Here is a 24,210-nt window from a genome sequence, read left to right as displayed (position 1 = left end):
GGAACCTACTTGAGCAGCTTCGACAGCCTTCGGTCGGCCAGCGGTTTGCCACCGGTCTGGCAGGTCGCGCAGTACTGCAGGGAGGAGTCGGCGAAGCTGACCTCGCGGACGATGTCGCCGCAGACCGGGCACTTCTCGCCTTTGCGGCCGTGCACGCGCAGGCCGGACTTCTTCTCCGACTTCAGGTCCTGCACGGCGAGGCCCGCGGAGCGGTCGACGGCGTCCTGGAGGGTTTCGCGCATCGCGTCGTACAGCACCTTGAGCTCGTCGTCGGACAGGTTCGACGCGGGTTTGAACGGGCTCATCTTCGCGACGTGCAGGATCTCGTCGGAGTAGGCGTTGCCGATGCCGGCGATGACGGACTGGTTCCGCAGGACGCCCTTCAGCTGCACCCTGCCCGCGCGCTTGAGGATCTCGCCGAAGTCATCCAGCGAGAGCGTGAACGGGTCGGGGCCGAGCCGGGCGATGCCCGGGACCTCGGCGACGTCGCGCACGACATACACCGCGAGCTTCTTCTGGGTCCCGGCCTCGGTCAGGTCGAACCCGGAGCCGTCGTCCAGGACCGTCCGGAGCGCGATCGGCCCCTTGCCGGGGCGCACGAGCCCGGTGTTCTGCTCCTCTTTCCAGCGCAGCCACCCGGCCCGTGCCAGGTGGATCACCAGGTGCACGCCCTGCGCGGAGATGTCCAGGAACTTCCCGTGCCGCTGCACGTCGTCGATCAGCAGCCCCACCATCGCCGAGATCGGCGGGTCGTAGGTCTTCAGCGCGCTGATCGCCGTGATGTCTGCCCGCACGAAGGCATGCCCGACCGCCCGCTCCCGCAGGAACACGGCCAGTGACTCGACCTCCGGCAACTCAGGCATTCTCCTAGTGTGCCTGACGCCAGGGACAGTTCCGGTGGATTACCCATGGAGACAGGTTGTGGGTACCGGTAGTTTCGGTGGCAACCGAGTTGGGAGGCCCTGATGGGGTTCGTGAAGACAATGCTCAAGGGCGCTGTGGTGGCCAAGCTGATGCAGGTGGCCCAGCGGGAGCTCAGCAAGCCCGAGAATCAGCAGAAGATCAAGCAGGCGGTTCAGAAGGTTCAGCAGCGCCGGGCTCAGTGAGGTGGCTCGTGGGTAGAGCTAGCTCCACCCACGAGGAGGATTCAGCGTGACTGCGTAGCCAGGGTTCCCCCTGATGTGCTGGGTGCATGAGCCAGGTACTCGATCGGACGCGCATTCAGGACATCGACGCGCTGCGTGGTTTCGCCCTCCTGGGCATCTTGGTCGTGAACATCACCTTCGCCGCCTCCGGGTTCCCGATCCATCTGGCGAAGGACCCGGCGTACGACTCGTGGCTCGACCACTCCGTCCACTGGCTGTCGTCGGCGTTCGTGGACATGAAGTTCTACCTGCTGTTCTCGTTCCTGTTCGGGTACAGCTTCCAGTTGCAGATGGAGGCGGCGCAGCGAGCGGGGGCCGCATTCAAGCCGCGGATGCTGCGCCGGCTAGGCGGTCTGTTCGTACTCGGCGTCCTGCACGGCGTCTTCCTGATCACCGGCGACATCCTGAGCGTCTACGCGATCATCGGCCTGGTCCTGGTCGGCATGCGGCGGGTGAAGGACCGTACGGCGCTCCTGGTCGCGGCAGGCATCTACGCGTATCTGTTCCTCAGCCTGGCAATCGCCGCGCTCTTCGTGGACAGCACCCAGTTCATCGACCCCACCACAGCCGTAGCGGCCGCACAGGAGACCACTGCGAACCTGACGGGCTCGTTCAGTGACGTCGTCGGCGAGCACCTGCGCGCGCTGCCGACGTACGGCCTGTCGCTGCTGACCGTTCAAGGCCCGACCACACTGGCCGCGTTCCTGATCGGCATGGTGGTCGGTCGGCGCCGGATGCTGCAGAACCTCTCCGGCAACGAGGCCGTGCTCCGGCTGATGCAGCTGGTCGGCTTCACCATCGGCATCTCGGGCGGTGTGTACTACGCCTCCGTCGGCGGCAACGGCGACACCGCCGCCGTACTGATCAGCGTGCTCACAGCACCGTTCCTGACAGCCGCGTATGTCGCGACCCTGCTCAGGTTCATGCACTCCGACCGCGGGGAGGACGTCCGTCAACTCCTCGCGCCGGCCGGCCGGATGGCGCTGTCGAACTACCTGGGCCAGTCCGTGGCCACCATGCTGATCTTCACCGGCGTCGGCTTCGGTCTGGCAGGTCAGGTGTCTCCTCTGGAGACAGTCGGCTTCGCGGTCGGCATCTTCGTCCTGCAGGTGCTGCTGAGCCATGTCTGGCTCAGCAGCTTCCGCTATGGCCCCGTCGAGGGGGCGCTGCGGGCGGTCACCAACGGGACCGCCCCCAGGTGGCGCGTTCAGGCCGCGTGACGGCCGTGGTGCAGGCGGGCGGTGCGGATGGTGTGCACGGTCCCGCTGGTCGAAGCAGGCTTGTGGTTGAAGGGCTTGACCGTCGCGCCGAGCGCGAGCAGGTCGAGCTTGGTCCGGGCCAGGTCACGGTCGTCAGCGACCCAGGTGCCCTGCGGTCCGGCGGCCGGACCGGTCGAGTGGCGCCTGTTGCTGAACTCCAGAGCCGCGATCACGGCCAGCGCGAGTACTACGAGAACGATGTATCCGGTCATGGCAGTAATGATTCTACCATTTAGATCCTGCCACTAGTGGCACTATTGACATAGTCCGACAAATTACTGCCATACTGGCTGGATGCTGCAGAAGATCGCCGTCGTCCTGATGGAGGACGTCGCCCTGTTCGAGTTCGGGGTGCTCGCCGAGGTCTTCGGCATCGATCGCACCGACGACGGAGTGCCGCCGTTCGACTTCAAGGTGTGCTCGACCACGCCGGGCGTACCGATGGAGACCAGCTCCCACTCCCAGGTCGTCGCGCCGTACGGGCTGGAGGAGCTCGAGGACGCCGACCTGATCGGCATCCCGGCCACCACCTGGCGGCACGCGTACGACGAGCGGATCCTGGACGCGCTGCGGCGGGCCGACGCGCGCGGCGCGATCCTGCTGACGGTCTGCTCGGGCGCGTTCGTGCTCGGCGCGGCGGGACTGCTCGAGGATCGGGCCTGCACCACGCACTGGCGCTACATCGACAAGTTCCACGACCAGTTCCCGTCGGCGAAGCTCGACCCGGACGTGCTGTTCGTCGACGACGGCAACATCATCACCAGCGCCGGCACCGCGGCCGGCATCGACGCCGCCCTGCACCTGGTACGCCGCGAGCTCGGCAGCGCGGTCGCCACCCGGATCGCCCGCCGGATGGTGGTCCCACCGCAGCGCGACGGCGGCCAGCGGCAGTACGTCGACGTCCCGGTGCCGGAGTCGTCCGGGGAGAGCCTGCAGCCGGTCCTGGACTGGATGGTCGACAACCTGACCGTCGACCACACCGTGCCCGCACTGGCCCGGCGCGCGCAAATGTCCGAGCGCACGTTCGCGCGCCGCTTCGTCGCCGAGACCGGTACGACGCCACTCAAGTGGGTCACCACCCAGCGCGTGCTGCGCGCCCGGACGCTGCTCGAACAGACCCGGATGGGCATCGAGCAGATCGCCGCGGAATCAGGATTCGGGACGTCCGCCCTGCTGCGGCATCACTTTCGTAGGGTAGTGGGCGTGCCACCACAGGATTACCGCCGCACCTTCCGAACCGCCGGCTGATGGTCGGCTATCGCAACGCCACGCCGGCCGACGTCGACGCGGTCCTGGCGTTCTGGGCGACCGCGGCCGAGGATTCACACCGCCCGCCGGACTCCGCCGACGCCGTCCGCCGGTTGATCGAGCGCGACCCGGAGGCACTGATCCTCGCGACCGACGGCGAGACGGTCGTCGGCTCGATCATCGTCGGCTGGGACGGCTGGCGCTGCCACCTGTACCGCCTGGCCGTCGCGCCGACCCATCGCCGCCAGGGCATCGGCCGTGAACTGGTCGCCCGGGCCGAGGCCCGTTTCACGTCGTACGGCGGCACCCGCGCGGACGCGATGGTGCTCGACGACAACGCCCAGGCGCACCGTGTCTGGGCGACCGCCGGCTACGCACTGCAGCCGGAATGGTCGCGCTGGGTCAAGCCGCTCTGACCCGCCCGGTGTGAGGAAGGCATCACCGGGCCGATTTGCATCGCCACCCCCTGCTCTGCGTAAGGTCACAGGGGGGTAACAGCGATGGACAGATGGAGTGGTTGTGACGACGCCGGACCGCCCCCCGGGCAGGACCGCACGCCGGCTGAGCTGGGACGTGATGCGCGTCCTGGCGGTGCTGGCGGTGATGTTCACCCACACGACGTACATGGGTCCGTTCCTGCACCCTGAGCTCGGCCGGCCCCTCGGGCCGTACCCGTTCCAGGTCGGCGCCAGCATCCTGCTGGTGATCAGCGCGTACTTCGTCTGCGTGACGATCCGGAAGGGCTCGACGTACCGGTGGCTGTGGCGGCGCGCGTGCCGCGTGCTCCCGCCGTACCTGATCGCCGTCGTGTTCACCTATCTGGTCGTGGTGCTGCTCGCGCCCCGGAACTGGATCCTGCCGACGCCGCGCGACCTGTGGAGCAACCTCACACTGGCCGCCTCGTTCGACCCGGGCGTCAAGCTCATCGACGGTTCGTACTGGACGCTGCCACTGCAACTGATGGCGTTCGCCGCCGCGGCACTGCTCTGGCCGCGCGGCCTCGGGCAGCGGATCACCACACTGCTCTGGATCATGATCATCGCGCCGGTCGTTCTGCAGTGGAACGACCGCATCGGCCACAGCCCGCTCTGGGTGCAGCAGGCGTGGAACGGCCTCGGCCTGCATCGCCTGCAACTGTTCGCCATCGGCATCGCGATCTGGCTGTGGGCGCAGCGACGGATCGGCGTCGTCCACCTCGCCGCACTGCTCGTGGCGACCGTCTTCGCACAGCACGCCCACACCGCGGACCTGCCGTCGTCCCTCGGTATCGGGGCGCTGCTGGTGCTCGTCGCATTGGCCGCCCGCGGTCCGGACTGGACGGTGTTCACCCGGCTCCGGCGGCCGATCCGGTTCCTGGCCCGGATCTCCTTCGGGCTCTACCTGCTCAACCAGGTAGTCGGATACCTGATCGCCTACCGCCTGATGGAGCTCGGCGCGGACCGGCTGCTGCAGGTCGCCGGCGCGATGATCGGCGTGATCGGGCTTGCCTGGCTGCTGACGAGGTACGTCGAGGAGCCGGCGTACCGGGCGCTGTCGGCGGTCCGGATCCGCAGCCTGGGAGCGCGGGCGTTCGCCTGGCTGACTACTTGACATCGGATACTCGTGAGCTAATACTCGATTTCGAGTAATCGAGATCGAGGAGGCTGGTATGGCGCGACGGAGAGTGGCGAACCCGCTCGCGTTCGCGGTGCTCGGCAGCCTCAGCGAGCGGCCCATGCATCCGTACGAGATCTCGACGATGCTCCGCGCCCGCGGCAAGGACCAGAGCATCAAGGTGAACTACGGGTCGCTGTACTCGATCGTCGCGTCGCTCGAGAAGCACGGCTTCATCGAGGCGCGGGAGACGGTCCGGGAAGGCAACCGGCCGGAGCGGACGATCTACCAGATCACCGACGCCGGCCAGGCCGAGTTCACCGACTGGCTGTCCGAGCTGCTCGGGACGCCGACGCGGGAGTTCCACCCGCTGGAGGCCGGGCTGTCGTACCTCCCCGGTCTGCAGCCGGAGCGCGCCGTGGAGCTGCTCGAGCAGCGACTCAAGGCGATCGACACCGACATCGAGCAGACGATCGCGACGCACGAGCACATGGCCTCGATGGACTTCCCGCGGATCTTCTGGGTCGAGTCCGAGTTCCGGCTGGCGCTGCTGCGCGCGGAGTCGTCGTACATCCACCAACTCGTCGACGAGATTCGCACGGACGAGCTGAGCGGCTCGCACTTCTGGCGGCAGGCGTGGAAGCACTATCTGGAGGACGGCATCAGCCCGGCCGAGCAACTGAAGGATCCCGTCAAGTACTTCGGGTCGGACTTCGCCTGGATGAGGGCGGTGCCGCCGGAAGCAAGATAAGAGAGACGGCCCTCGACCCACGGTGCGGCAACACCAGGGTCAAGGGCCGCGGTTCCTCGAGTCGGTCCGAAGACCTGGCACCCAAGGGCACAACCATCAGGATAGCCAGCCCGGACCGGCTCCCCACCCACAAGGGAGTCACGTGATGGCTACGCATGCCCTCGAAGCGGCCGACCTGGTCAAGACGTACCCGGCCGGCCGGAAGAGGCCCCCGCTCCGTGCGCTCGACGGTCTCACCGTCAGCGTTCCGGAAGGCGTTGTCCTCGGCCTGCTCGGGCCCAACGGCGCCGGGAAGTCCACCACCGTCAAGATCCTCACCACGCTGTCCCGGGCGGACTCCGGCAGCGCCCGGGTCGCCGGGTACGACGTGAACCGCGAGCCGGACCAGGTACGGCACGCGATCGGGTACGTCCCGCAGAAGTCCAGCTCCGATCCGATGGCGACCGGGCTCGAGAACCTGGTGCTGAGCGGCCGCATCTTCGGTCTGTCCCGCCAGGACGCCGTGCAGCGCGCCCGTGATCTGCTGGAGCGGTTCGGGCTGTCCGAACACGGCGACCGCCCGGTACGGACGTACTCGGGCGGTATGCAGCGCAAGCTGGACGTCGCGCTCGGCCTGGTCCACCGGCCGAAGGTGCTGTTCCTGGACGAGCCGACCACCGGTCTCGACCCGGAGGCGCGCGCCGATCTGTGGAACGAAGTGCTGCGGCTGTCCGGGCAGGAAGGCCTGACCGTGCTGCTGACCACGCACTACCTGGAGGAAGCCGATCGGCTGGCGGGACAGCTGGCGATCGTCGACCACGGCCGGATCGTTGCCGAAGGCACCCCCGAGGAGCTGAAGGCCGGGCTGCGTGGCGACTCGGTGCAGGTCGAGCTGGTCGATCCGGACACCGACGGGACGGTTCGTTCACTGCTCGCGCAGTTGCCCGGGATCGACGAGGTCCTTGTCGAGGGCAACACTCTGCGCGCTCGCGTCGACCGCGGCGCCACCGCCGTACCGGAAGTGCTGGGAGCCCTTGAGGACAAGGCGATTCCGGTGGTCGCGGTCACGGTGTCGCGGCCGTCGCTGGACGACGTGTACCTGCAGCTCACCGGCCGTTCGTTCCGGGTGACGGAGGAGGCGGCATGATCGCGCACACGGGTCTTGTCTTCGGACGGTTCATGCGGGCCTCGTACCGGCAGCCGGCGTTGATCGCGTTCACGCTGGTGCAGCCGGCGATCTGGTTGCTGCTGTTCGGGCAGCTGTTCCAGGGCGTCGTCCACATCCCGGGCTTCGGCGACTCGTCGTACATCGCGTTCCTGACACCGGGGATCGTGATGATGACGGCGCTGATGACGAGCGGCTGGAGCGGTACGTCGTTCATCCAGGACATGGAGCGCGGCGTGATGGATCGGTTGCTCGCGTCACCGGTCAGCCGCGGCGGACTGATGGCCGGGCAGCTGCTCAGCAACGCGACGACCACGTTCATCCAGACGATCCTGGTGTTCGCGATCGGCATCGCCGCGGGCGCCCGGTACGACGGCGGGGCCGTCGGCTACCTGGTCACGATCGCCGCGTCGGTTCTCGTCGGCCTGGCGTTCGGGTCGCTGTCGAACGCGGTGGCGCTGCTCACCCGTCAGCAGGAGGCGCTGATCGGGATCTTCCAGTTCGTGTCGCTGCCGCTGACGTTCCTGTCGTCGATCATGATCGACCCGACGGTGGCGCCGCACTGGGTGAACGTCGCGGCCCGCTTCAACCCCGTCAACTGGGCCACCATCGCCGCCCGCCAGTCGCTGGCCGCCGACCCGGACTGGTCCTCGGTGGGCCGGTACAGCCTGTACCTGCTGGCCTTCACGCTGATCGTCGGCTGGCTCTCGACCCGGGCCTTCCGTACGTACCAGCGGTCAGTGTGAGGCGTACCAGGGTTTGATGACGTCGTCGATCAACGCGAGTCGCTCGTCGAACGGGATGAAGGCGGACTTCATCGCGTTGATCGCGAACCAGCGCAGGTCGTGCAGGCCGTACCCGAAGGCCTCCGCGAGCAGGGCGAGCTCGCGGCTCATCGACGTACCGCTCATCAGCCGGTTGTCGGTGTTCACCGTGACCCGGAAGCGGAGCTTGGCGAGCAGACCGATCGGGTGGTCGGCGATCGACTCGGCCGCGCCGGTCTGCAGGTTCGAGCTCGGGCACATCTCCAGCGGGATCCGCCGGTCCCGGACGTACGCCGCGAGCCGCCCGAGCTCCGCCTTGTCGCCGTCGTGGGTGATGTCGTCGATGATCCGGACGCCGTGCCCGAGCCGGTCCGCGCCGCACCACTGGATCGCCTGCCAGATCGACGGCAGCCCGAACGCCTCGCCGGCGTGGATGGTGAAGTGCGCGTTCTCGCGCTGCAGGTACTCGAACGCGTCCAGGTGCCGGGTGGGCGGGAAGCCCGCCTCGGCGCCGGCGATGTCGAAGCCGACCACGCCCGCGTCACGGTACGCGACCGACAGCTCGGCGATCTCCCGCGAGCGCGCCTTGTGCCGCATCGCGGTCAGCAGCTGCCGCGCGACGATCGGCCGCTCGGCCACCGACATCCCGTGCTCGAACCCTTCGCGCACCGCGTCCACGACCTGTTCGAGGGTCAGGCCGCGGGTCAGGTGCTGCTCGGGCGCGTAGCGCACCTCGGCGTACACCACGCCGTCCGCCGCGAGGTCCTGCACGCACTCACTGGCGACCCTCGTGATCGCCTCGGCGGTCTGCATCACCGCGACCGTGTGGTCGAACGTCTCCAGATACCGCTCCAGCGACCCCGAGTCCGCCGACTCCACGAACCACGCACCCAGCTCGGCCGCGTCCGTCCGCGGCAGCTGATGCCCGATCTCGCGCGCCAGGTCCAGCACGGTCCCCGGCCGCAGCCCGCCGTCCAGATGGTCGTGCAACAGAACCTTCGGCGCCGCGTTCAACTCCTCAGGCGTGATCATGCGGCCATAGTGCCACCCGGCAAACGTTCAAGACTTCTGTCGTGCGGGGTGTCATCGTGAGGAGATGGTGAGTCGGTTGCTGAGCCGTCCTGAGTGGCAGTTCTTCGGGGTGCTGCCGCGGGCCGATCGCGGGCTGGCCATCGCCTGGTGGGTGCTGCTGATCGCCCGCGGCGCGCTGCCGGCGGTCTTTGCGATCGCGATGGGCCGGATGGTGGGTGCGGTGCAGCACAGCGCGGCGTTGGGCGGGCCGCTGGTGCTGATGGGTGCGACGTTCATCCTGATGCAGGTGCTGACACCGGTCCATCAGGCCGTCAGCGCCAACCTTGGCAGTCGCGTCTCGGCGTACTTGAACGACGAGCTCGCCAAGGCCTGTGTCGGGCCGCCGGGGATCGGGCATCTGGAGGATCCGGAGCTGAGCGAGGACCTGACCGTCGCGCGCGAGTTCGACCACGGCCAGACCGGTCCGCCGATGTACCTCAACGTCGACTTCGTCGCCGGCAGCCTGGTCGAGCTCGTCGGCGGGGTCGCGTCCGCGGTGGTGCTGTTCGGATTCAGCTGGTGGGCGCCGCTGGTGCTGGTGGTCGCGTGGTCGGCGACGCATTGGCTGCTCCGGGAGAGCGGTGTCTGGAAGGACCGCAACACCGCCGAGGTGCGGTCGGCGCAGCGGCACGCCAACTACGCGTACGAGCTGGCGGTCGAGCCCGACGCGGCGAAGGAGCTGCGGCTGTTCGGTCTCGCCGACTGGACCGTACGGCGCTTCACCGAGCGACGCCGCCGCCTGTTCGAGCTGCAGTACGCCGCGACGCGCCTACGCGAGCGCCCGATGATCTGGAGCCTGCTGATCATCGCGGTGGCCAATGGTCTCGTGTTCTGGGCACTCGGCGCGGCGGCGATCGACGGACGGCTGCCGGTCGACCGTCTGGTGGTCTTCGCCCAGGTCGCGATCGGGGTCGGCATGATCGCGTTCGGCGGGCTGAACTGGGCGCTGGACGGAGCGGCCGCGCCGGTCGCCGCCGTCCATCGGCTGGAGCCCGCGATGGCTCCGGCGGGCGCGCTGGCCCCTGGATCTGTGGCGCCTGGCTCGGAGGCGGGCGGTCGCGGCGCGGTCGGGATCGAGCTGCGCGGGCTCAGCTTCGGTTATCCACAGGGCGATCGGCAGGTGTTCGACGGGCTCGACCTGACCGTCCCGGCCGGTTCGTCGCTCGCCGTCGTCGGTCAGAACGGCGCCGGCAAGACCACGCTCGCCAAGCTCCTGTGCCGGTTGTACGACCCGGATTCCGGGACGATCCGGGTCGACGGCACGGATCTGCGGGACCTCGACGTCGACGCGTGGCGGACCCGCGTCGCCGCGGTCTTCCAGGACTTCCTCAAACTGGAGCTGTCGTTGCGTGACAACGTCGCACCGGCCGGCGCTCCCGACGACGACATCCGCGCGGCTCTCGCGGACGCCGGCGCCGCCGACCTGGCCGACCTCGACACCCGGCTGGCGACCGGGTACGGCGACGGCACCGATCTGTCCGGCGGACAGTGGCAACGCGTCGCGCTTGCTCGGGCCCTGTGCGCGGTCCGGCAGGGCGCGGGTCTCGTACTGCTCGACGAACCGACCGCCCAGCTGGACGTTCGCGGCGAGGCGGCGATCTTCGACCGGATCCTGACCGCGACCCGCGACGTCACCACGATCCTCGTCTCGCACCGGTTCTCGACGGTGCGGCACGCCGACCGGATCTGCGTACTGGAGCACGGCCGCGTCGTCGAGCTCGGCAGTCACGACGAACTGATGGCTCTCGGCGGGCGGTACCGGACGATGTTCGACCTGCAGGCGCAACGCTTCACGGCCGAGGTCGACGAGGAAGGGCTCAGCTATGACAAGCTCTGACGACCTGCCTCGCGCGTTGCCGGCGATGTGGCGGCTCTGCAAGCTGGGCTACCAGCACGAGCCGGGGCTGCTGGTCGCCGCCTTCGTGATGACATTGCTGGCCGCCGTACCGGATGCCCTGCTGGCGTTGTGGCTGAAGATCCTCGCGGACGGCGTTCTGGCCGGGGATCGGCGCGCCACGCTGCTGGCCGCGAGCGGCCTGGCGGTGTCGGTGACGGCGACCTGGTTCCTGCGGACGTTGTCGACGCGGATTTCGCGCCGGTTCCGCGACCGCGTGACGATCATGCTGGAGGCGCACGTCGCTCGGCTGCAGGCGTCGGTCGCGACGGTCGAGCACCACGAGCGGCGTGACTACCTGGACCGGCTGGCCGTCCTGCGCAAGCAGGTCTTCGTGCTCGACCACATGTACATGTCGCTGTTCTCCACCTGCGGCTGGATCCTGCGACTCGCGGTGACGGTCGCCCTGCTGATGTCGATCCATCCCTCCCTCGCGCTGCTGCTGGTGTTCGCCCTGCCGACGGTTGTCAGCTCCAGTTGGCGTCCGGGTGTCGAGCGCGAGGTCGAAGAGCGGTACTCCGCGCACTATCGGCTCGCCCAGCACCTGTTCAAGACCGCGACCACGGCCGCCCCCGGCAAGGAGGTCCGCGTCACCGGGATCGGGGCCGATCTCGTCGCGGGACGTCGCCGCGAGTGGGAGCAGTGGTACCGGCCGATGGCCGCCGCGCGCTGGACCAGCGCCGTCTGGCACGGGATCGCGTGGGCGATCTTCGGTGCGGCGTACGTCGGCGCGGTGCTGTTCGTCGCGTCGGGTCTGAACGGCTCGGTCGGTGACGTGTTGCTGATCCTCGCGGCCGGTGCGCGGCTGTCGGCGTACGTCGGCGCGACCGTCGGCGAGATCGGGTTCCTGCGCGGCATCTGGCTGGACGGGTCGCGGCGGCTCGTCTGGCTGGAGAACTACGCGGCCTCGTTCGACAGCACGGCGGATCAGCCCGTCCCCGAGCGACTCATCGACGGCATCCGGCTCGATCACGTGTCCTTCTCGTACGCCGGCGCGTCGCGTGCAGCCCTGGAAGATGTCGACCTCGAACTCCCCGCCGGCAAGGTGATCGCGGTCGTCGGCGAGAACGGCGCCGGCAAGTCCACGCTGGTGAAGCTGATCTGCAAGCTGTACGAGCCGAGCAGCGGCCAGGTGCTCCTGGACGGCCGGCCGCTGGCCCGGATCCCGGCCGAGGCCTGGCGGGCGAAGATCGCGGGGGCGTTCCAGGACTTCTTCCGGTTCGAGTTCCGCGCGGTGCACAGCGTCGGGCTCGGAGACCTCCCGCGCCTGGACGACGTACCGGCGGTCACCACCGCGGTCGGGCGGGCCGGCGCGGAGGACGTGCTGCAGCGGCTCGAGTCGGGGTTGGACACCCAGCTCGGGTCGACCTGGCCGGACGGAGCGGAGATCAGCTTCGGGCAGTGGCAGAAGCTGGCGCTGGCCCGCGGGTTCATGCGCGACCGGCCGCTGCTGCTCGTGCTCGACGAGCCGACCGCCGCGCTGGACGCCGAGACCGAGCATGCGCTCTTCGAGCGGTACGCCGAGGCGGCCCGCGACGGCACGGACGGCCGGATCACGATCCTGGTCTCACACCGGTTCTCGACGGTGCGGATGGCCGACCTGATCGTCGTCCTGGACGGCGCCCACGTCGTCGAGACCGGCACCCACGACGAACTGATGGCCCTCGACGGTCACTACGCCGACCTGTACCGGATCCAGGCGGCCGCCTATCACTAGTTGATCTTGAAGACTAGTTGATCTTGAAGACAGGGACGCCGGGCGCGATGTGGTGCAGGACCTCGTCGGGGGAGTTCTTCGAGACGTCGCCGCTGAAGAACGTGCCGACCTCCCATGCCCACTTCTTCAGGTACAGCCGCAGGGCGGGGATCTTGTCGGCGTCGGCGACCTCCTCGGCGTGGAACGTCTCCACCTTGCTCCCCAACTGCAGCCGGCCGGTGCCGCTGACCCGCAGGTTCTTCACCCACTGGGTGTGGCCGCGCGGGGCGACCAGGTAGCGCTGGCCGTCGATCACCAGCAGGTTCACCGGGGTGCTGCGCCATTCGCCGGACTTGCGGCCCTGGACCGACAGCACCCGGCTGCCCATCAGGCTGAGACCGAGCTTCGTCAGCCGCGCGACGATCCGGTTGAAGACCCGCATGCTGCCCTCGGAGGCGGTGATCACGCGCTTGCTGTCGTAGGTCTGCTTGTACTCGGTCATGGCGGTTCCTTCACGGGTTTCGAGAGCGGTGCTCTCTGTTGTGATCAGTGAACATCAGATCGCCGCTCACTGTCAAGAGCACTGCTCTCGGTTTTGTGGCAGACTGACCTCATGAACGCCGGACGTACCGCCCGTGAACGTGCCCGGGCCGAGCTGACCGAGGAGATCAAGACGGCCGCCCGGCAGCAGCTGGCGACCGTCGGCGCCGAGGCCCTGTCGCTGCGGGCGGTCTCGCGGGAGCTCGGGATGGTGTCGTCGGCGCTCTACCGGTACTTCGCGAGCCGCGACGAGCTGCTGACCGCGCTCATCATCGACGCGTACAACGCTCTCGGCGAGGCGGCCGAGAGCGCGGCCGGCGGAGCCGACCTGGTCGAGGAATGGATGGCGATCTACGCGGCCGTCCGGGACTGGGCACGGGCGCATCCGCACGAGTACGCGCTGATCTACGGTTCACCGATCAGCGGCTACAAGGCGCCTCAGACCACGGTCCAACCGGCGGTGCGGGTTCCCCTGTTGCTGCTGGCGTTGTTGCAGCGCGCCCACGCGACGGGCCGCCTGATCACACCGCCCGACGCACCCGAACCGTCCGGGCTGCTGGACCGACAGGTGGAGGTGCTCGTCGAGCTCGCGCCTGACGTCCCCCGCCCGGTGTTGCTCCGGACCATCATCGTGTGGACCCAGCTCTTCGGCATGCTCAGCTTCGAACTCTTCGGCCAGCTGGTCGGCTCGATGGACCCGGCGGACGAGTTCTACGCGTCGGCCTCGCGGCAGATGGCGGCCTTCGTCGGGCTCAGGTGAACGCCTTCGGCAGCGGTACGTCGAGCGCTGCCGACACTCGGCGTACGTAGGTCTCCCGCGGGATCGAGACCGCGCCGAGGGTCGCCAGATGGTCGGTGACCCACTGGATGTCGAAGACCCGGTCGGCGGCGTACTCGTCGTTCAGCAGCTCGATCGTGCCCGCGACGGCGGCCTTCGAGCCGTCGGTCTTGTGGTGGAACATCGACTCGCCCGCGAACAGCCCGCCGATCGCGACGCCGTACAGCCCGCCGGCCAACTCGTCGCCGTCCCAGGCCTCGACCGAGTGCACCCAGCCGAGCCGGTGCAGCTCGGTGTACGACGCGATGATGTCGCGGTCGATCCACGAACCGGGGCGGCGCGGATCCGCACACGCGCGGATCACCCGGTCGAACGCGGTGTCGACCCGGATCTCGAACTTGGCGCGCGCCCGGCGCATCGACCGCGACGGCTGGTGACCGGCGACCTCGATCACGCCCCGGTCGACCGGCGACCACCACAGCAGCGAGCTCCGGTGGTCCGGCATCGGGAACAGCCCCCGCCGGTACGCCGCCAGCACCGTGCCCGGCGCCAGGTCGGCACCCCCGGCCACGACGTCACTCCCGCCGGCCACCCCGACCGGCGGAAACTCCCACTGGGACGGAGCAGGTTCGATCGCCACAGCACCATCCTGGACCATGCGGATCCCCAGGCCATCGGCCACTAGGGGACACCAAGGGTTTGTCCCGAGTGGCGAGGGGCCGGGAGCCACGTACAGTTGAAGCACGTCCGGGTTCTGACGCGTGGGGCCGGGCGGGAAGGAGCACCGTGGCCGGAGTAGCCAGGTTCGTCGCCAGTAGTCTCGCGCCCGCCGCCCAGCGGTTCGCCCCGACGGCAGCGGGCGGCGTGTTGCGCCAGATCCTCGAGGTCGCGATCGACGGGTACCAGCGGTTCCCCGGCGCGGAGCGGATCGCGGACACCAAGCTGGAGCGTTGCGGCGGCGACGTCACGGACGCGATCGAGGCCGTGATCGACCAGCACATCCGGCTGGCCGGCGTGCAGGGGTTCGCCACCAGCATCGGCGGTCTCGTCACGTTGCCCGTCGCCCTGCCCGCGAACCTGACCGGCCTCGCGGTCGTCCAGTGCCGGATGGTCGCGGCGATCGCCCACCTGCGCGGGTACGACCTCGACGACCCGCGGGTCCGGACGGCGGTGATCACCTGCCTGCTCGGTGAGGAAGGCGTGACGGACCGGCTCCGCAAGTCGAGCCTGGTCTCGTCCCCGCTCGCCATCGCGACGGCGCCCGTGTTCGACCCGGAGCTGGATCGGCAGATCTCCGGCGAGGTCGTCGCGGAGCTGATCGGCCGGATCAGCGGCAAGCGGATGGCGTTGACCGTCACCCGGCGCGTGCCGTTCCTCGGCGGTGCCGTGGGCGCCGGCGTCGACGGCTGGTCGACGTACCGTGTCGGCCAGTTCGCGGACAAGAGCCTGGTCCGGCGCATCCGCCGCCCGATCGAGCAGTGACGGCGCCGTTCTGGGGGCCGACGCTCGACTGTCCGGATCCACTCGCGCTCGCTTCGTTCTACCAGTTGGTGGCGGGCGGTGAGCTGGCCGTCGTCACCGACTCGTTCGTCGAGCTGCGGTTCGACGCGTTCAGCCTCGGTTTCCAGCGGGACCTGAACTACCGCGCGCCGACCTGGCCCGACCCGCGAATCCCGCAGCAGGCGCACCTGGATTTCTCCGCCGAGGACCTGGACGCAGAGCAGGACCGCATCATCGCCGCCGGAGCCACGCCGACCGAGGTCCAGCCGTCACCGGACACCTTCCGCGTGTTCCTGGATCCGGCCGGCCACCCGTTCTGCCTGACAACCTGGCGAACGCCCAGCGGCCCACCCGAATCACGCTGACTGCTCGACGCGTTCCCTCCGAGTGAGCGGAAGCCTGGCGCGGGTGTCCTCGTCCGCCGGTGTCTCGACGTACAGGATCAGGTCGGGGTGCGCCGACACGGCCAGCTCCGTGATCGTGAAGTGCAGCTCGCCCGCGACCGGGTTCAGGATCCGGCGCAGGCGCGGCGTACAGTCCGCGACCTCGTGGCGTCCCCACAGCTGGGCGAACTCCGGGCAGATCGCTCGCAGCCGGTCGAGGTCGGTCTCCCAGTCCGGGTCGCCGACGTGTTCGCCGTACGCCGAGCGCAGCCGGCCGACCAGATACGGGACCTCGGTGTCGTAGTTGAGCAACTGCGCCCGCGCTGCGGGCTCGGTGACGATGCACCAGAGCAGGTTCTTGTGGATGCAGGGCAGCTGGTGCCAGTCGTGGAACAGGTCGTTGTACGCCCGGTTCGCGCGGACGATGTCGAAGCGCGTGTTCGTGATCACCGCAGGCAGCGGGTCGAGCGCGTCCACGATCTCCTCGAACACGGCCTCACTCGCGCCGTCCGTCGTCCGCGGCAACCGCAACGGCGTCGCCTCCGCCAGCCGGTACAGGTGCTCGCGCTCGACCGGTGTGAGCCTCAGCGTGCACGCGACCGCATCCAGCACCTGCCCACTCACATTGATCGGCCGCCCCTGCTCGAGCCACGTGTACCAAGTCACACCCACCCCGGCCAGCTGCGCCAGCTCCTCCCGCCGCAACCCCGGCGTCCGTCGCCTCCCCCCACCCGGCAACCCAACATCCTCCGGCGCCACCCGCCCCCGCCGAACCTTCAAAAACTCCCCAAGCTCAACCCGCTGCCGCTGCCCACTCACCCACCCATCCTCACCCGCCCCACCGACAGTTCCCGGCTCGCGTCAGCCTGCGAGGGCCTGGACCACGCGGCTTGGAGACGGTTTGGCTAGTTGGGTGGCCATCCAGGTGCTGGTGGTGACGAGTTTCTCGAGGTCGACGCCGGTCTCGATGCCGAGGCCGTCGAGTTGCCAGAGGAGGTCCTCGGTGGCGAGGTTGCCGGTCGCGCTCTCGGCGTACGGGCAGCCGCCCAGGCCGCCCGCGGAGCTGTCGACCGTGGTCACGCCCTCACGGAGCGCGGTGAGTGTGTTGGCGAGCGCCTGACCGTATGTGTCGTGGAAGTGCACCGCGAGCTTGTCCACACCGACCCCGGCCGCACCGAACGCCCCGATCAGCGCGACGACCTGACCCGGTGTTGCGACGCCGATCGTGTCGCCCAGCGACAACTCGTGGCACCCCAGTTCGGCCAGCCGTGCGCCGACCTTGACCACCTGGTCGATCGGCACGTCGCCCTCCCACGGATCGCCGTAACACATCGACACGTACCCGCGCACCGCCAGACCCTCGGCGAGCGCGCGCTGGATCGTCGGCGTGAACATCGCGAACTGGTCGTCGAGTGTGGAGTTGAGGTTCTTCGCCGCGAACGTCTCGGTCGCGCTCGCGAAGATCGCGATCTCCCGGACCCCGGCCGCGAGTGCACGGTCGAGGCCGCGCTCGTTCGGCACCAGGACCGGCGCGCGGACCCCCTCCGGCAGCTCCAGCTGGTCGAGCAACTCGGCAGCGTCGGCCAGCTGCGGGACCCACTTCGGGTGCACGAAACTCGTCGTCTCGACCGTCGTCAGCCCCGCCTCGACCAGTCGCCGGATGAACTCGGCCTTGACCGCGACGTCGACGACCGCCGACTCGTTCTGCAACCCGTCCCGCGGCCCGACCTCGTAGATGGTGACCCGCTCGGGCAGTCCCTCGGCCTTCACCAGCTGCGGTTTGCGCATCCTGCTGCCTCCTCGGAGGGCGTCGTCGAGCGTGCCCGGGATCTCCGCGACAATGCTCGTGATGACATCTCTTGCTGCCATTCTGCGGGGCGTCGAGCGCGGCGTGTTCCCGCCCCCGGATCTCGGGCTCACCGTCGTCCCCGCGCCGTCGCACCGGGAGTCGTGCGTGGTCGCCTTCACGGGCCACATCGTCATCGCCGCGGACGTCGATCCGGAATGGGTCGCGGAGCGAATCCCGGCCGGCGATCTGTCCGCGCCGACGAACCCGCCGTTCCTCGCGGCGCTCGAGGAGTTCACCGGCCGCCGGGTCAACGCGATCGACGCGATGCTGCTCGCCCCGGCCCTCGCCGACCCGGCCGAGCGCGCCGCCGCGACGGCCGGGCTGACCGAACGCGCGGACCACGACCACCCGCGGGTCGAACGCGCCTGGCGGTACCGCGACGACGTCCGGGTGTACGCCGATGCGTACGGCGGGCTCGTGGTGACCGGCCGCGGCCTGGCCGAGCGGCTGGAGTGCGCGATCGAGGTGCCGCCGGACGCCCGCGGTCACGGGTACGGCCGACGGCTCGCGACGGCCGCCCGGGCGTTGATCGCGCCGGACGCGTCGATCTGGGCCCAGGTCACGCCGGGCAACGCCGCGTCGCTGCGCACCTTCCTCGCGGCCGGCTACAAGCCTGTGGGATCCGAAGCCCTGCTGGTGAAGTGACCAGCGGGTGAACAGGTCGTTGCTGAAAGCACCCAATGCACAGCTGTGGATAACCCTGGGGGCAACCGCGTTCAGGCCGGTCGGCGGTGGTATCGGGGATCGCGGCCGGCGTAGAAGGTCGTGCGGTAGACACCGCGGATGATCTCCGCCTCGTAGCCGTCGAGCTCCGGCATCCCGAGGTCGCGCGCCAACGCCAGCTCGGCGTGCGCGTCGTACGGAACCCGGACGAACTGGATCGAGTACGGCGCCGGGTCGGGTGACCCCAGGACCCCTTCGAGGATCACGTACCCGGGCGTCGGGTCACCGAGGCTGTTGCCGACCGAGCCGGTGTTGAAGAGCGTCCGCCCACGGTCCTCCTCGTAGAACGGGTCGTGGATGTCGGCGTACCCAACGATCACCGGCAGCGGCCCGTCTCCGGTCGCCGGCGTGTTCTCGAAGAAGCTCGCGTACTGCGCTTCGTCGTGATCGAACACGATCCGATGGTGAACGCTCGTCGACGACGCGTGGAACAACCGCACCTGCCGCCCGCTCAGCAGGAAGTCATGGCAGAACGGCAGCCCGCGCAACCATGCCCACTGGTCCTCCCGCAACTCGTTCTTCCACCACCGCAGCCCTTCGCTGTCCTCGGACCGCTCGGGATCAGGCAGGAAGTCGTCCCAGTTCCCCAGGATGTTCACCTCGCAGACCTCACGACACCGATCCACCACAGCCTGCCCGCGCGGCCCCTTCCCCACGTAGTCCCCGAGGTTGAACACCCGCCCGATCCCGCGCTCCCCAAGATCCGCCAGCACCGCCTCCAACGCCGTCAGGTTCCCGTGCACATCGGAGATCAGCGCAATTCGATCCATGCGCGCCATGCTTTCATCCGCCCGGACCGCACGCGCCTCGCGCGACGGGCGACGCAAGCCCGAGTGCTGTGCGGACCGCGTGCCGTCGGAGTCACCAGCCGCCGGAGGGACCAGCGTCTCCGGTAGTGGCGCCGGCCGGGACCTTGGGGCTGGGGTGCGGCGCGGACGGGTAGGTCCGGCCGCCGGCGTTTCGGCTGTTCGCGCGACCGCCGCCGGATGGACGGCTGCCACTCGATCGGGGCATGGAGGCCCCGGAACTGCCGCCGCCCGCTTCTCCCGCAGAGTGCGCCGCCGCCCCCGCGAAGGCCCCGGCAGCCTTGCGCGCTGCGGCAGCAGCAACACCCGCCGGCCCCAACGCCGCACCACCCGCAGCCTTCGCCCCAGTGGTCGCCGCCCCGGTCGCCCCAGCTCCCGACGCACCAGCCCCGGATGCTCCCGCGCCACTGGACGTCGCCGCACTGTGTCCGCTCCCCTGCGCGCCGCCGGATGAGCCGACGTTGATCGCGCCACTCGGTAACGAGCTCATGTCAGGACCTGTACTGCCCATCCCTGCCGCGCCGCCCGCGACAGCCGCAGTGACCGGCACGGCGAGGCGCAGAAGGGCCGGCAGGGCGAGGATCGCGAGGAGCATCATCATCAAGGCGGTGAGCGACTTCATCAGACCGGTGTCAGAGCCGAGCATCTGGTCGTCCTTCAGCTTGATGGCGGCCGCGTAGATGAGAGCCGCGGCCGGCTTGTAGGCGATGAAGCCCAGGGTCCACGCGCAGTACTTCTTCAACCACGCTCTGCCGACCTCGGTGTTGGTCGCCGCCGCCGCGAGAGGCAGCGTCGCACCGAGCAGCACCAGGATCGCCGATCGAATCAGCATCAACACGATCTGGATCAGTGACGCCCACGCCGCCATCTGCCCGAGGAGTATCAGCATCAGAGCGGACGTGATCCCCGAACCACCGCCGTAGTCGGACGGGCTGATCATCATGTTGTGGATCGTCGACGAGAACGATTCGCCTCCGATGGCGGCGTTCACGACCTTGACGGCGAAGTCGTCCGACGCGGTGATCAGGAGCTGGATCGCGGCCGTCCCGGCTCCGGAGACGACGATGAAGGTCAGTAGCGCCTTGAGCAACTCCTGGAGCGGCTTCGCTCGTTGCTCCCACGCCATCCGCATTCCGGCGATGACGATCGCAACGGTGAGGATCCCGAGGGTCAGCTTGAGCGTCTGACCGTGCACGAACGCGACGGTCTTGGTGTCGGTCCAGGTCTGCCCGTCGTCAACGCTGGTGGCGAGCTGGACCGGGGTCTTCGGCTTGACCCAGAAGGTCGCCAGCGAATTCAGGATCGTGGAGAAGAACTCCGTCGAGGTCCGGTTGGCGGTGTCGATCCAACTGCTGGCGACGGACTGCACGCCGTCCACCACGTGGCACTTCATGTCCATCGGGGAGCACATCAGATACCACTCCACTTCACGAAGTCGCCGAGGTCACGGTGTTGGGAGAAGGGGGCGCCGACAGGCTCGCCGGGTGGTGGGGGCTGGAGGCGCCAGTCGCCGTGGTGCCAGACCAGCGTCAGGTTGGCGCTCATGTACACGGACTCGACGGGCATCGCGAGCATGACGGTCACGCGGTCCTGACCGGCGTCGATGATCCGGTAGCCGGCGACCTGGACGGTCGAGGGGTCGCCCGAAGGTTCCGTCGTGGCGACCTGGCGGAGCAGGCTGTCGGTCGCCGTTCCCGGGACCATCAGCTTCTTCACCGTCGGGACGAGCTTGCTCTGGTCCGCTATGGCCGCGATCGCGTTGTACGCCGCGTAGACCGCGCCGGTCGGCGAGTGCGCGAAGCAGTGCCGGAAGCCGTCGGTGTCGGTCTTGCCCGGCCCGTACGTCGAGGAGCGCGGCACGATGACGCGTCGGCTGACGTCCCAGCCGTCGGCCGTCGGCACCGCCGACGGAAGAGCTTGGTCACCAGCGGGAAGGCCGCAGACGCTCGTCCGCCCCTGGCTGCCTGCGCCGCTGGACTCGGGCGCCGGCGCGCCTGACGTGGCAGGCGCGGATGCCGGATCGTCGGTGGGCTGAGCCGAGGACGCGGTGACCGGTTGGGCCGCGGCGCTCGCCGGAGTGGCGTCGTGACCGCCCGCGAAGATGATGACGACACCGCAGATCAGCACCGCGCCGACGACGATGCAGGCCGCGATGAAACCGGCCCCGTACGGCGACTTCTCGTCCTGGTCCTTGCTCATCCGACTCCCCGTTCCATTGGTTCCCAACCTCACGGAACAAGGCTCGCAAAAAATGCCGGACCGCCGCGGAAGTTATCCACAGGCCCGAAGAGTCAGCTCCCGGGGCTCGTGTATCTCGGCATCATCTTGGTGAAGAAGGAGTAGCCCAGGACGAAGACCACGGCGCCGGCGAGCGGGGAGAGGAAGGTCAGCCAGGTGGGAAGCGGGACGTCGGCGGTGCGGCCGAGGAGGACGGTCGCCGGGAGGAAGGAGATGAAGGCCATCGGGACGAGCGTGCAGAAGGCGTATAAGACGCCCCGGCCGAACATGGTCAGCGGGTAGCCGGAGAACTGGGTGATCGAGGTGTCGGCGAAGATCCGGAGGGAGAACGTGGAGGTGGCGACGAAGGAGAGGCCGCAGAAGAAGGTCTGGATCCCGGTTTCGACCAGGCCGCCGCCGACGACCGCGAGCAGCAGGTAGACGACCTTCGCCCCGGTCCAGTCGATCGGCGCGTGCCAGCTGAAGATGATCAGCGCACCCGCGCCCAGCAACGCGTCGCCGAGCGACATCAGCGGGAACCACCGCGTGACCAACTGCAGGAACGGGTTCACCGGACGCAACAGGACCCGGTCGAACTCGCCGTCGCGGACCATCTCGTCGAGCAACCGCAGCGATCCGAACGGGACGACGTACAAGGCGTGCGACGCGAGCCGCATCGCGAACACGAACGCGACCTCGGGGAAACCCCAGCCCCCGATCAGACCGAACTTCCCGAGGAGGACACCGAGGAACAGCAACTGCGTGCCCTGGTAGGCGACCCCGCCCATCAGCGTGGTCCAGAAGTTCACGCGGTACTGCAGCTGCGCCCGCAACGCGGCGCGTTCGAGGATGACGTACTGGCGGAACCACGTCTGCTCAGCCACCCTGCACCACCACCCGGTAGCGCGCTCGCCGCCACACCAGCTCGAGTACGACGACCAGCACGACCACCCACGCGAGCTGTACGGCGACCAGCGCCAGCGCCTCACCGCCTCGCGTCTGACCGAGATAGATCGATACGGGTGTGTACACCTGTGCCTGGAAGGGCAGCCATTCGACCGACGCCCGCAACCACCCGGGCATGAACCACAACGGAATCAACGACCCCGCCAGGAACGCGCTCCCGAACCGGTACACGATCAACGGCCCACTGACCTCGAACGTCCAGAACGTCACCATCGACACGATCAGGTTGCACAGCATCGCGACCACGACGCCGCCGACCGTCGCGACGACCGAGAGGAGTCCCGCAGCCCAGCCGAGCGGAACCGTCAGCGCACCGAGGACCGCGGCGGCCGCGAGGCCGATCGCGCCGAGGGGCAGCCGGCCGAGCAGGACGCCGAGGTTCTGCCCGAAGACCTGCCACATCAGGCCGAGCGGCCGCGTCAGGTCGGTCGCGATCTGCCCGTTGCGGATCCGCATCGGCAACGACGAGAACTGCCAAGGAAGGAGCACCGATTGCAGGCAGACCGCAATCGCCGCATAGGCAACCGCTGTCCCGGCGTCGATGCCGCCGACCGGCCCGCGCCCGGAGTACACGATCCGCCAGACCGCGATCGCCAGGATGACCTGGATGACCAGCGTGACCGCGCCGGTGATCAGGTCGCCGCGGTAGATCAGGACGGATCGCGTCCCGGCACGGGTCATCCCGCGGAAAGCCCTGAGTTGCGTCGCCGTACTCACGTCAGCAAGCCGTCGTACAGCTGCGAGATCACATCGGTCAGCCGTGGATCGACGATGGACAGTTCGTCCACCTCGTACACCTGCGACGCCCGCGCGATCAGCTCGGGCGTGGTGATCTCGCGCGGGTCGAAACGCAGGACGACACTGCGGTCCGGGTACGGGAGGACGGTGCCGACGGCGCCGGTGTCGACCTCGGTCGCGAACGGGATGTCGGCGACGCGGCGGATGCTGCGTTCGGCCAGCGTGAGGACGAGGAAGCGGTACGGCATGAAGCGTTCCTTCAGCCGGGACAGGTCACCGTCGTACAGAACCGTGCCCGAGTCGATCACGATGATGCGCTGGCAGAGCCGCTCGACGTCGTCCATGTCGTGCGTGGTCAGCACCACCGTCGTACCGGCGGACCGGTTGGTCTCGGCGATGAACTCGGTCAGCCGGGCCTTCGCCACGACGTCCAGACCGACGGTCGGCTCGTCGAGGAAGAGGATCGACGGTTCGTGCAGCATGGCGGCGACCAGATCACCGCGCATCCGCTGCCCGAGCGACAGCGAGCGGACCGGGGTGTCCAGGAAGTCGGAGAGGTCGAGCAGTTCGGTGAAGAGGCCGACGCGCTTGCGGTAGGTCGAGCGATCGAGGTCGTAGAGATCTGCGAGGACCTCGAACGAATCCCGGAGGGGAAGGTCGTACCAGAGTTGGGTTCGCTGGCCGAACACGACGCCGATGTTGCGGGCGTTCCGGGCGCGGTCCCGGGACGGCTCCAGGCCGGCGACCCGGCAGACGCCGGACGTCGGGGTGAGGATTCCGGTGAGCATCTTGATCGTGGTCGACTTGCCGGCGCCGTTCGGCCCGAGATACCCGACGAGCTCGCCGGGCTCGACCACGAAGTTCACCCCGTTCACCGCGCGGGTGATGTCGCGCTGAGTGCTGAACAGCGCCCGCAGCCGCGGCAACCGGCCTTCCAGGACGGCCGGTTTGCTGAACTCCTTGACCAGCTCGGCCGCCTCGATCACCGCCATGCGTACCCTCCCCAGCGAGCGCGTCCGGTCATCCTCCCACCGTTCCGGCGGCGACGCAGGTTGTATTTCACCGTTCTAGACCAGATGCGCCACAGAGTGTCCGTTACGCTCAGAAGACTTACGATTAGGGGTCGATCTGTAGCCGAGAGGTCA

Annotated in this window: 27 protein-coding genes; 14 read left to right on the top strand and 13 right to left on the bottom strand. The window is 68.9% G+C overall.

Annotated features, from left to right (window positions below; genetic code table 11):
* Positions 1 to 5: 5 nt before the first annotated feature.
* Entirely contained in the window at positions 6 to 863 is an 858-nt protein-coding gene (locus AB0L64_RS02505) for a DNA-formamidopyrimidine glycosylase family protein (RefSeq protein ID WP_363706928.1), read from the bottom strand.
* 102 nt (positions 864 to 965) lie between these two features.
* Here AB0L64_RS02505 and AB0L64_RS02500 point away from each other — a divergent pair, with 102 nt between their 5' ends.
* Both AB0L64_RS02500 and AB0L64_RS02495 read left to right on the top strand, forming a co-directional pair.
* The gene (locus AB0L64_RS02500) at positions 966 to 1,106 is read left to right on the top strand and encodes a hypothetical protein (protein WP_359934651.1); all 141 of its coding nucleotides are present in this window, start codon (positions 966 to 968) and stop codon (positions 1,104 to 1,106) included.
* Positions 1,107 to 1,192: 86 nt separating this feature from the next.
* Positions 1,193 to 2,365 (top strand): DUF418 domain-containing protein, encoded by a 1,173-nt coding sequence (locus AB0L64_RS02495; protein ID WP_363706925.1) that lies wholly within the window; start codon positions 1,193 to 1,195, stop codon positions 2,363 to 2,365.
* On the opposite strand, the gene AB0L64_RS02490 is transcribed toward AB0L64_RS02495, so the two are convergent.
* Positions 2,353 to 2,616: a hypothetical protein gene (locus AB0L64_RS02490; protein WP_363706923.1), complete on the bottom strand. Its 264-nt coding sequence runs from the start codon at positions 2,614 to 2,616 to the stop codon at positions 2,353 to 2,355. The two genes, AB0L64_RS02495 and AB0L64_RS02490, sit on opposite strands and share 13 nt — an antisense overlap.
* 82 nt (positions 2,617 to 2,698) lie before the next feature.
* On the opposite strand from AB0L64_RS02490, the gene AB0L64_RS02485 reads away from it, so the two are divergent.
* From AB0L64_RS02485 to AB0L64_RS02460, 6 genes are all read left to right on the top strand, one after another.
* A complete protein-coding gene (locus tag AB0L64_RS02485) occupies positions 2,699 to 3,652 on the top strand; it encodes a helix-turn-helix domain-containing protein (protein WP_363706921.1) in 954 nt (317 codons plus the stop codon).
* Positions 3,652 to 4,068 carry a GNAT family N-acetyltransferase gene (locus AB0L64_RS02480; protein WP_363706919.1) on the top strand — a complete coding sequence of 139 codons (417 nt, stop codon included), beginning with the start codon at positions 3,652 to 3,654 and terminating at the stop codon, positions 4,066 to 4,068. Before AB0L64_RS02485 ends, AB0L64_RS02480 begins: the two co-directional genes overlap by 1 nt.
* A 103-nt stretch (positions 4,069 to 4,171) precedes the next feature.
* Positions 4,172 to 5,242 carry an acyltransferase gene (locus tag AB0L64_RS02475; protein ID WP_363706917.1) on the top strand — a complete coding sequence of 357 codons (1,071 nt, stop codon included), beginning with the start codon at positions 4,172 to 4,174 and terminating at the stop codon, positions 5,240 to 5,242.
* 58 nt (positions 5,243 to 5,300) lie between these two features.
* A complete protein-coding gene (locus AB0L64_RS02470; protein WP_363706915.1) occupies positions 5,301 to 5,996 on the top strand; it encodes a PadR family transcriptional regulator in 696 nt (231 codons plus the stop codon).
* 145 nt (positions 5,997 to 6,141) lie between these two features.
* On the top strand, positions 6,142 to 7,122 hold the full coding sequence (locus AB0L64_RS02465) for an ATP-binding cassette domain-containing protein (RefSeq protein WP_363706913.1): 981 nt from the start codon (positions 6,142 to 6,144) through the stop codon (positions 7,120 to 7,122).
* Positions 7,119 to 7,886 (top strand): ABC transporter permease, encoded by a 768-nt coding sequence (locus tag AB0L64_RS02460; RefSeq protein WP_359934666.1) that lies wholly within the window; start codon positions 7,119 to 7,121, stop codon positions 7,884 to 7,886. The genes AB0L64_RS02465 and AB0L64_RS02460 overlap by 4 nt, the downstream gene beginning before the upstream one ends.
* Here AB0L64_RS02460 and AB0L64_RS02455 read toward each other — a convergent pair.
* Positions 7,878 to 8,936: an adenosine deaminase gene (locus tag AB0L64_RS02455; protein ID WP_359934668.1), complete on the bottom strand. Its 1,059-nt coding sequence runs from the start codon at positions 8,934 to 8,936 to the stop codon at positions 7,878 to 7,880. The two genes, AB0L64_RS02460 and AB0L64_RS02455, sit on opposite strands and share 9 nt — an antisense overlap.
* A gap of 64 nt (positions 8,937 to 9,000) precedes the next feature.
* On the opposite strand from AB0L64_RS02455, the gene AB0L64_RS02450 reads away from it, so the two are divergent.
* Both AB0L64_RS02450 and AB0L64_RS02445 read left to right on the top strand, forming a co-directional pair.
* Complete coding sequence (locus AB0L64_RS02450) at positions 9,001 to 10,812, top strand: ABC transporter ATP-binding protein (protein ID WP_363706910.1); 1,812 nt, start codon at positions 9,001 to 9,003, stop codon at positions 10,810 to 10,812.
* A complete protein-coding gene (locus AB0L64_RS02445) occupies positions 10,799 to 12,586 on the top strand; it encodes an ABC transporter ATP-binding protein (RefSeq protein ID WP_363706908.1) in 1,788 nt (595 codons plus the stop codon). The genes AB0L64_RS02450 and AB0L64_RS02445 overlap by 14 nt, the downstream gene beginning before the upstream one ends.
* 13 nt (positions 12,587 to 12,599) lie before the next feature.
* Here the strand turns inward: AB0L64_RS02445 and AB0L64_RS02440 are convergent, their stop codons facing one another.
* On the bottom strand, positions 12,600 to 13,067 hold the full coding sequence (locus AB0L64_RS02440) for a nitroreductase family deazaflavin-dependent oxidoreductase (protein ID WP_355693458.1): 468 nt from the start codon (positions 13,065 to 13,067) through the stop codon (positions 12,600 to 12,602).
* A 111-nt stretch (positions 13,068 to 13,178) separates the two neighbouring features.
* On the opposite strand from AB0L64_RS02440, the gene AB0L64_RS02435 reads away from it, so the two are divergent.
* Positions 13,179 to 13,865 carry a TetR/AcrR family transcriptional regulator gene (locus AB0L64_RS02435; protein WP_363706905.1) on the top strand — a complete coding sequence of 229 codons (687 nt, stop codon included), beginning with the start codon at positions 13,179 to 13,181 and terminating at the stop codon, positions 13,863 to 13,865.
* On the opposite strand, the gene aat is transcribed toward AB0L64_RS02435, so the two are convergent.
* On the bottom strand, positions 13,858 to 14,523 hold the full coding sequence (gene aat / locus AB0L64_RS02430) for a leucyl/phenylalanyl-tRNA--protein transferase (RefSeq protein ID WP_363706903.1): 666 nt from the start codon (positions 14,521 to 14,523) through the stop codon (positions 13,858 to 13,860). The genes AB0L64_RS02435 and aat overlap by 8 nt on opposite strands.
* A gap of 146 nt (positions 14,524 to 14,669) precedes the next feature.
* Here aat and AB0L64_RS02425 point away from each other — a divergent pair, with 146 nt between their 5' ends.
* A complete protein-coding gene (locus AB0L64_RS02425; RefSeq protein WP_363706901.1) occupies positions 14,670 to 15,365 on the top strand; it encodes an EcsC family protein in 696 nt (231 codons plus the stop codon).
* A complete protein-coding gene (locus AB0L64_RS02420; protein ID WP_363706899.1) occupies positions 15,362 to 15,748 on the top strand; it encodes a VOC family protein in 387 nt (128 codons plus the stop codon). The genes AB0L64_RS02425 and AB0L64_RS02420 overlap by 4 nt, the downstream gene beginning before the upstream one ends.
* Here AB0L64_RS02420 and AB0L64_RS02415 read toward each other — a convergent pair.
* Together AB0L64_RS02415 and AB0L64_RS02410 are read right to left on the bottom strand one after the other, a co-directional pair.
* Positions 15,740 to 16,585 (bottom strand): helix-turn-helix transcriptional regulator, encoded by an 846-nt coding sequence (locus AB0L64_RS02415; RefSeq protein ID WP_363706897.1) that lies wholly within the window; start codon positions 16,583 to 16,585, stop codon positions 15,740 to 15,742. The genes AB0L64_RS02420 and AB0L64_RS02415 overlap by 9 nt on opposite strands.
* A gap of 42 nt (positions 16,586 to 16,627) precedes the next feature.
* Entirely contained in the window at positions 16,628 to 17,554 is a 927-nt protein-coding gene (locus AB0L64_RS02410; protein ID WP_363706895.1) for a hydroxymethylglutaryl-CoA lyase, read from the bottom strand.
* A gap of 61 nt (positions 17,555 to 17,615) precedes the next feature.
* On the opposite strand from AB0L64_RS02410, the gene AB0L64_RS02405 reads away from it, so the two are divergent.
* A complete protein-coding gene (locus AB0L64_RS02405) occupies positions 17,616 to 18,260 on the top strand; it encodes a GNAT family N-acetyltransferase (RefSeq protein ID WP_363706893.1) in 645 nt (214 codons plus the stop codon).
* Between the two features lie 71 nt (positions 18,261 to 18,331).
* On the opposite strand, the gene AB0L64_RS02400 is transcribed toward AB0L64_RS02405, so the two are convergent.
* From AB0L64_RS02400 to AB0L64_RS02375, 6 genes are all read right to left on the bottom strand, one after another.
* Complete coding sequence (locus AB0L64_RS02400) at positions 18,332 to 19,108, bottom strand: metallophosphoesterase family protein (RefSeq protein WP_363706891.1); 777 nt, start codon at positions 19,106 to 19,108, stop codon at positions 18,332 to 18,334.
* 91 nt (positions 19,109 to 19,199) lie between these two features.
* Entirely contained in the window at positions 19,200 to 20,543 is a 1,344-nt protein-coding gene (locus AB0L64_RS02395) for a hypothetical protein (RefSeq protein WP_363706889.1), read from the bottom strand.
* Positions 20,544 to 20,554: 11 nt separating this feature from the next.
* A complete protein-coding gene (locus tag AB0L64_RS02390) occupies positions 20,555 to 21,343 on the bottom strand; it encodes a hypothetical protein (protein ID WP_363706887.1) in 789 nt (262 codons plus the stop codon).
* 92 nt (positions 21,344 to 21,435) lie between these two features.
* Positions 21,436 to 22,245 carry an ABC-2 family transporter protein gene (locus AB0L64_RS02385; RefSeq protein ID WP_363706885.1) on the bottom strand — a complete coding sequence of 270 codons (810 nt, stop codon included), beginning with the start codon at positions 22,243 to 22,245 and terminating at the stop codon, positions 21,436 to 21,438.
* Positions 22,238 to 23,044: an ABC-2 family transporter protein gene (locus AB0L64_RS02380; RefSeq protein ID WP_363706883.1), complete on the bottom strand. Its 807-nt coding sequence runs from the start codon at positions 23,042 to 23,044 to the stop codon at positions 22,238 to 22,240. The genes AB0L64_RS02385 and AB0L64_RS02380 overlap by 8 nt, the downstream gene beginning before the upstream one ends.
* Entirely contained in the window at positions 23,041 to 24,057 is a 1,017-nt protein-coding gene (locus AB0L64_RS02375) for an ATP-binding cassette domain-containing protein (RefSeq protein ID WP_363706881.1), read from the bottom strand. Before AB0L64_RS02375 ends, AB0L64_RS02380 begins: the two co-directional genes overlap by 4 nt.
* Between the last annotated feature and the right edge of the window lie 153 nt (positions 24,058 to 24,210).

Source organism: Kribbella sp. NPDC051936 (assembly GCF_040680955.1).
Classification (GTDB): domain Bacteria; phylum Actinomycetota; class Actinomycetes; order Propionibacteriales; family Kribbellaceae; genus Kribbella.
Note: the sequence above shows the minus strand (reverse complement) of the source record. Positions and strands in the feature narration are given on the sequence as shown.

Bases quoted from the DNA above. Each gene is read 5' to 3' on its own strand.
- AB0L64_RS02495 (WP_363706925.1), top strand. From the start codon at position 1,193: ATGAGCCAGGTACTCGATCGGACGCGCATTCAGGACATCGACGCGCTG.
- AB0L64_RS02410 (WP_363706895.1), bottom strand. From the start codon at position 17,554: ATGCGCAAACCGCAGCTGGTGAAGGCCGAGGGACTGCCCGAGCGGGTC.
- AB0L64_RS02485 (WP_363706921.1), top strand. From the start codon at position 2,699: ATGCTGCAGAAGATCGCCGTCGTCCTGATGGAGGACGTCGCCCTGTTC.
- AB0L64_RS02500 (WP_359934651.1), top strand. From the start codon at position 966: ATGGGGTTCGTGAAGACAATGCTCAAGGGCGCTGTGGTGGCCAAGCTG.
- AB0L64_RS02450 (WP_363706910.1), top strand. From the start codon at position 9,001: ATGGTGAGTCGGTTGCTGAGCCGTCCTGAGTGGCAGTTCTTCGGGGTG.
- AB0L64_RS02405 (WP_363706893.1), top strand. From the start codon at position 17,616: ATGACATCTCTTGCTGCCATTCTGCGGGGCGTCGAGCGCGGCGTGTTC.
- AB0L64_RS02465 (WP_363706913.1), top strand. From the start codon at position 6,142: ATGGCTACGCATGCCCTCGAAGCGGCCGACCTGGTCAAGACGTACCCG.
- AB0L64_RS02480 (WP_363706919.1), top strand. From the start codon at position 3,652: ATGGTCGGCTATCGCAACGCCACGCCGGCCGACGTCGACGCGGTCCTG.
- AB0L64_RS02505 (WP_363706928.1), bottom strand. From the start codon at position 863: ATGCCTGAGTTGCCGGAGGTCGAGTCACTGGCCGTGTTCCTGCGGGAG.
- AB0L64_RS02375 (WP_363706881.1), bottom strand. From the start codon at position 24,057: ATGGCGGTGATCGAGGCGGCCGAGCTGGTCAAGGAGTTCAGCAAACCG.
- AB0L64_RS02395 (WP_363706889.1), bottom strand. From the start codon at position 20,543: ATGGACATGAAGTGCCACGTGGTGGACGGCGTGCAGTCCGTCGCCAGC.
- AB0L64_RS02460 (WP_359934666.1), top strand. From the start codon at position 7,119: ATGATCGCGCACACGGGTCTTGTCTTCGGACGGTTCATGCGGGCCTCG.
- AB0L64_RS02390 (WP_363706887.1), bottom strand. From the start codon at position 21,343: ATGAGCAAGGACCAGGACGAGAAGTCGCCGTACGGGGCCGGTTTCATC.
- AB0L64_RS02435 (WP_363706905.1), top strand. From the start codon at position 13,179: ATGAACGCCGGACGTACCGCCCGTGAACGTGCCCGGGCCGAGCTGACC.
- AB0L64_RS02440 (WP_355693458.1), bottom strand. From the start codon at position 13,067: ATGACCGAGTACAAGCAGACCTACGACAGCAAGCGCGTGATCACCGCC.
- AB0L64_RS02470 (WP_363706915.1), top strand. From the start codon at position 5,301: ATGGCGCGACGGAGAGTGGCGAACCCGCTCGCGTTCGCGGTGCTCGGC.
- AB0L64_RS02445 (WP_363706908.1), top strand. From the start codon at position 10,799: ATGACAAGCTCTGACGACCTGCCTCGCGCGTTGCCGGCGATGTGGCGG.
- AB0L64_RS02490 (WP_363706923.1), bottom strand. From the start codon at position 2,616: ATGACCGGATACATCGTTCTCGTAGTACTCGCGCTGGCCGTGATCGCG.
- AB0L64_RS02400 (WP_363706891.1), bottom strand. From the start codon at position 19,108: ATGGATCGAATTGCGCTGATCTCCGATGTGCACGGGAACCTGACGGCG.
- AB0L64_RS02455 (WP_359934668.1), bottom strand. From the start codon at position 8,936: ATGATCACGCCTGAGGAGTTGAACGCGGCGCCGAAGGTTCTGTTGCAC.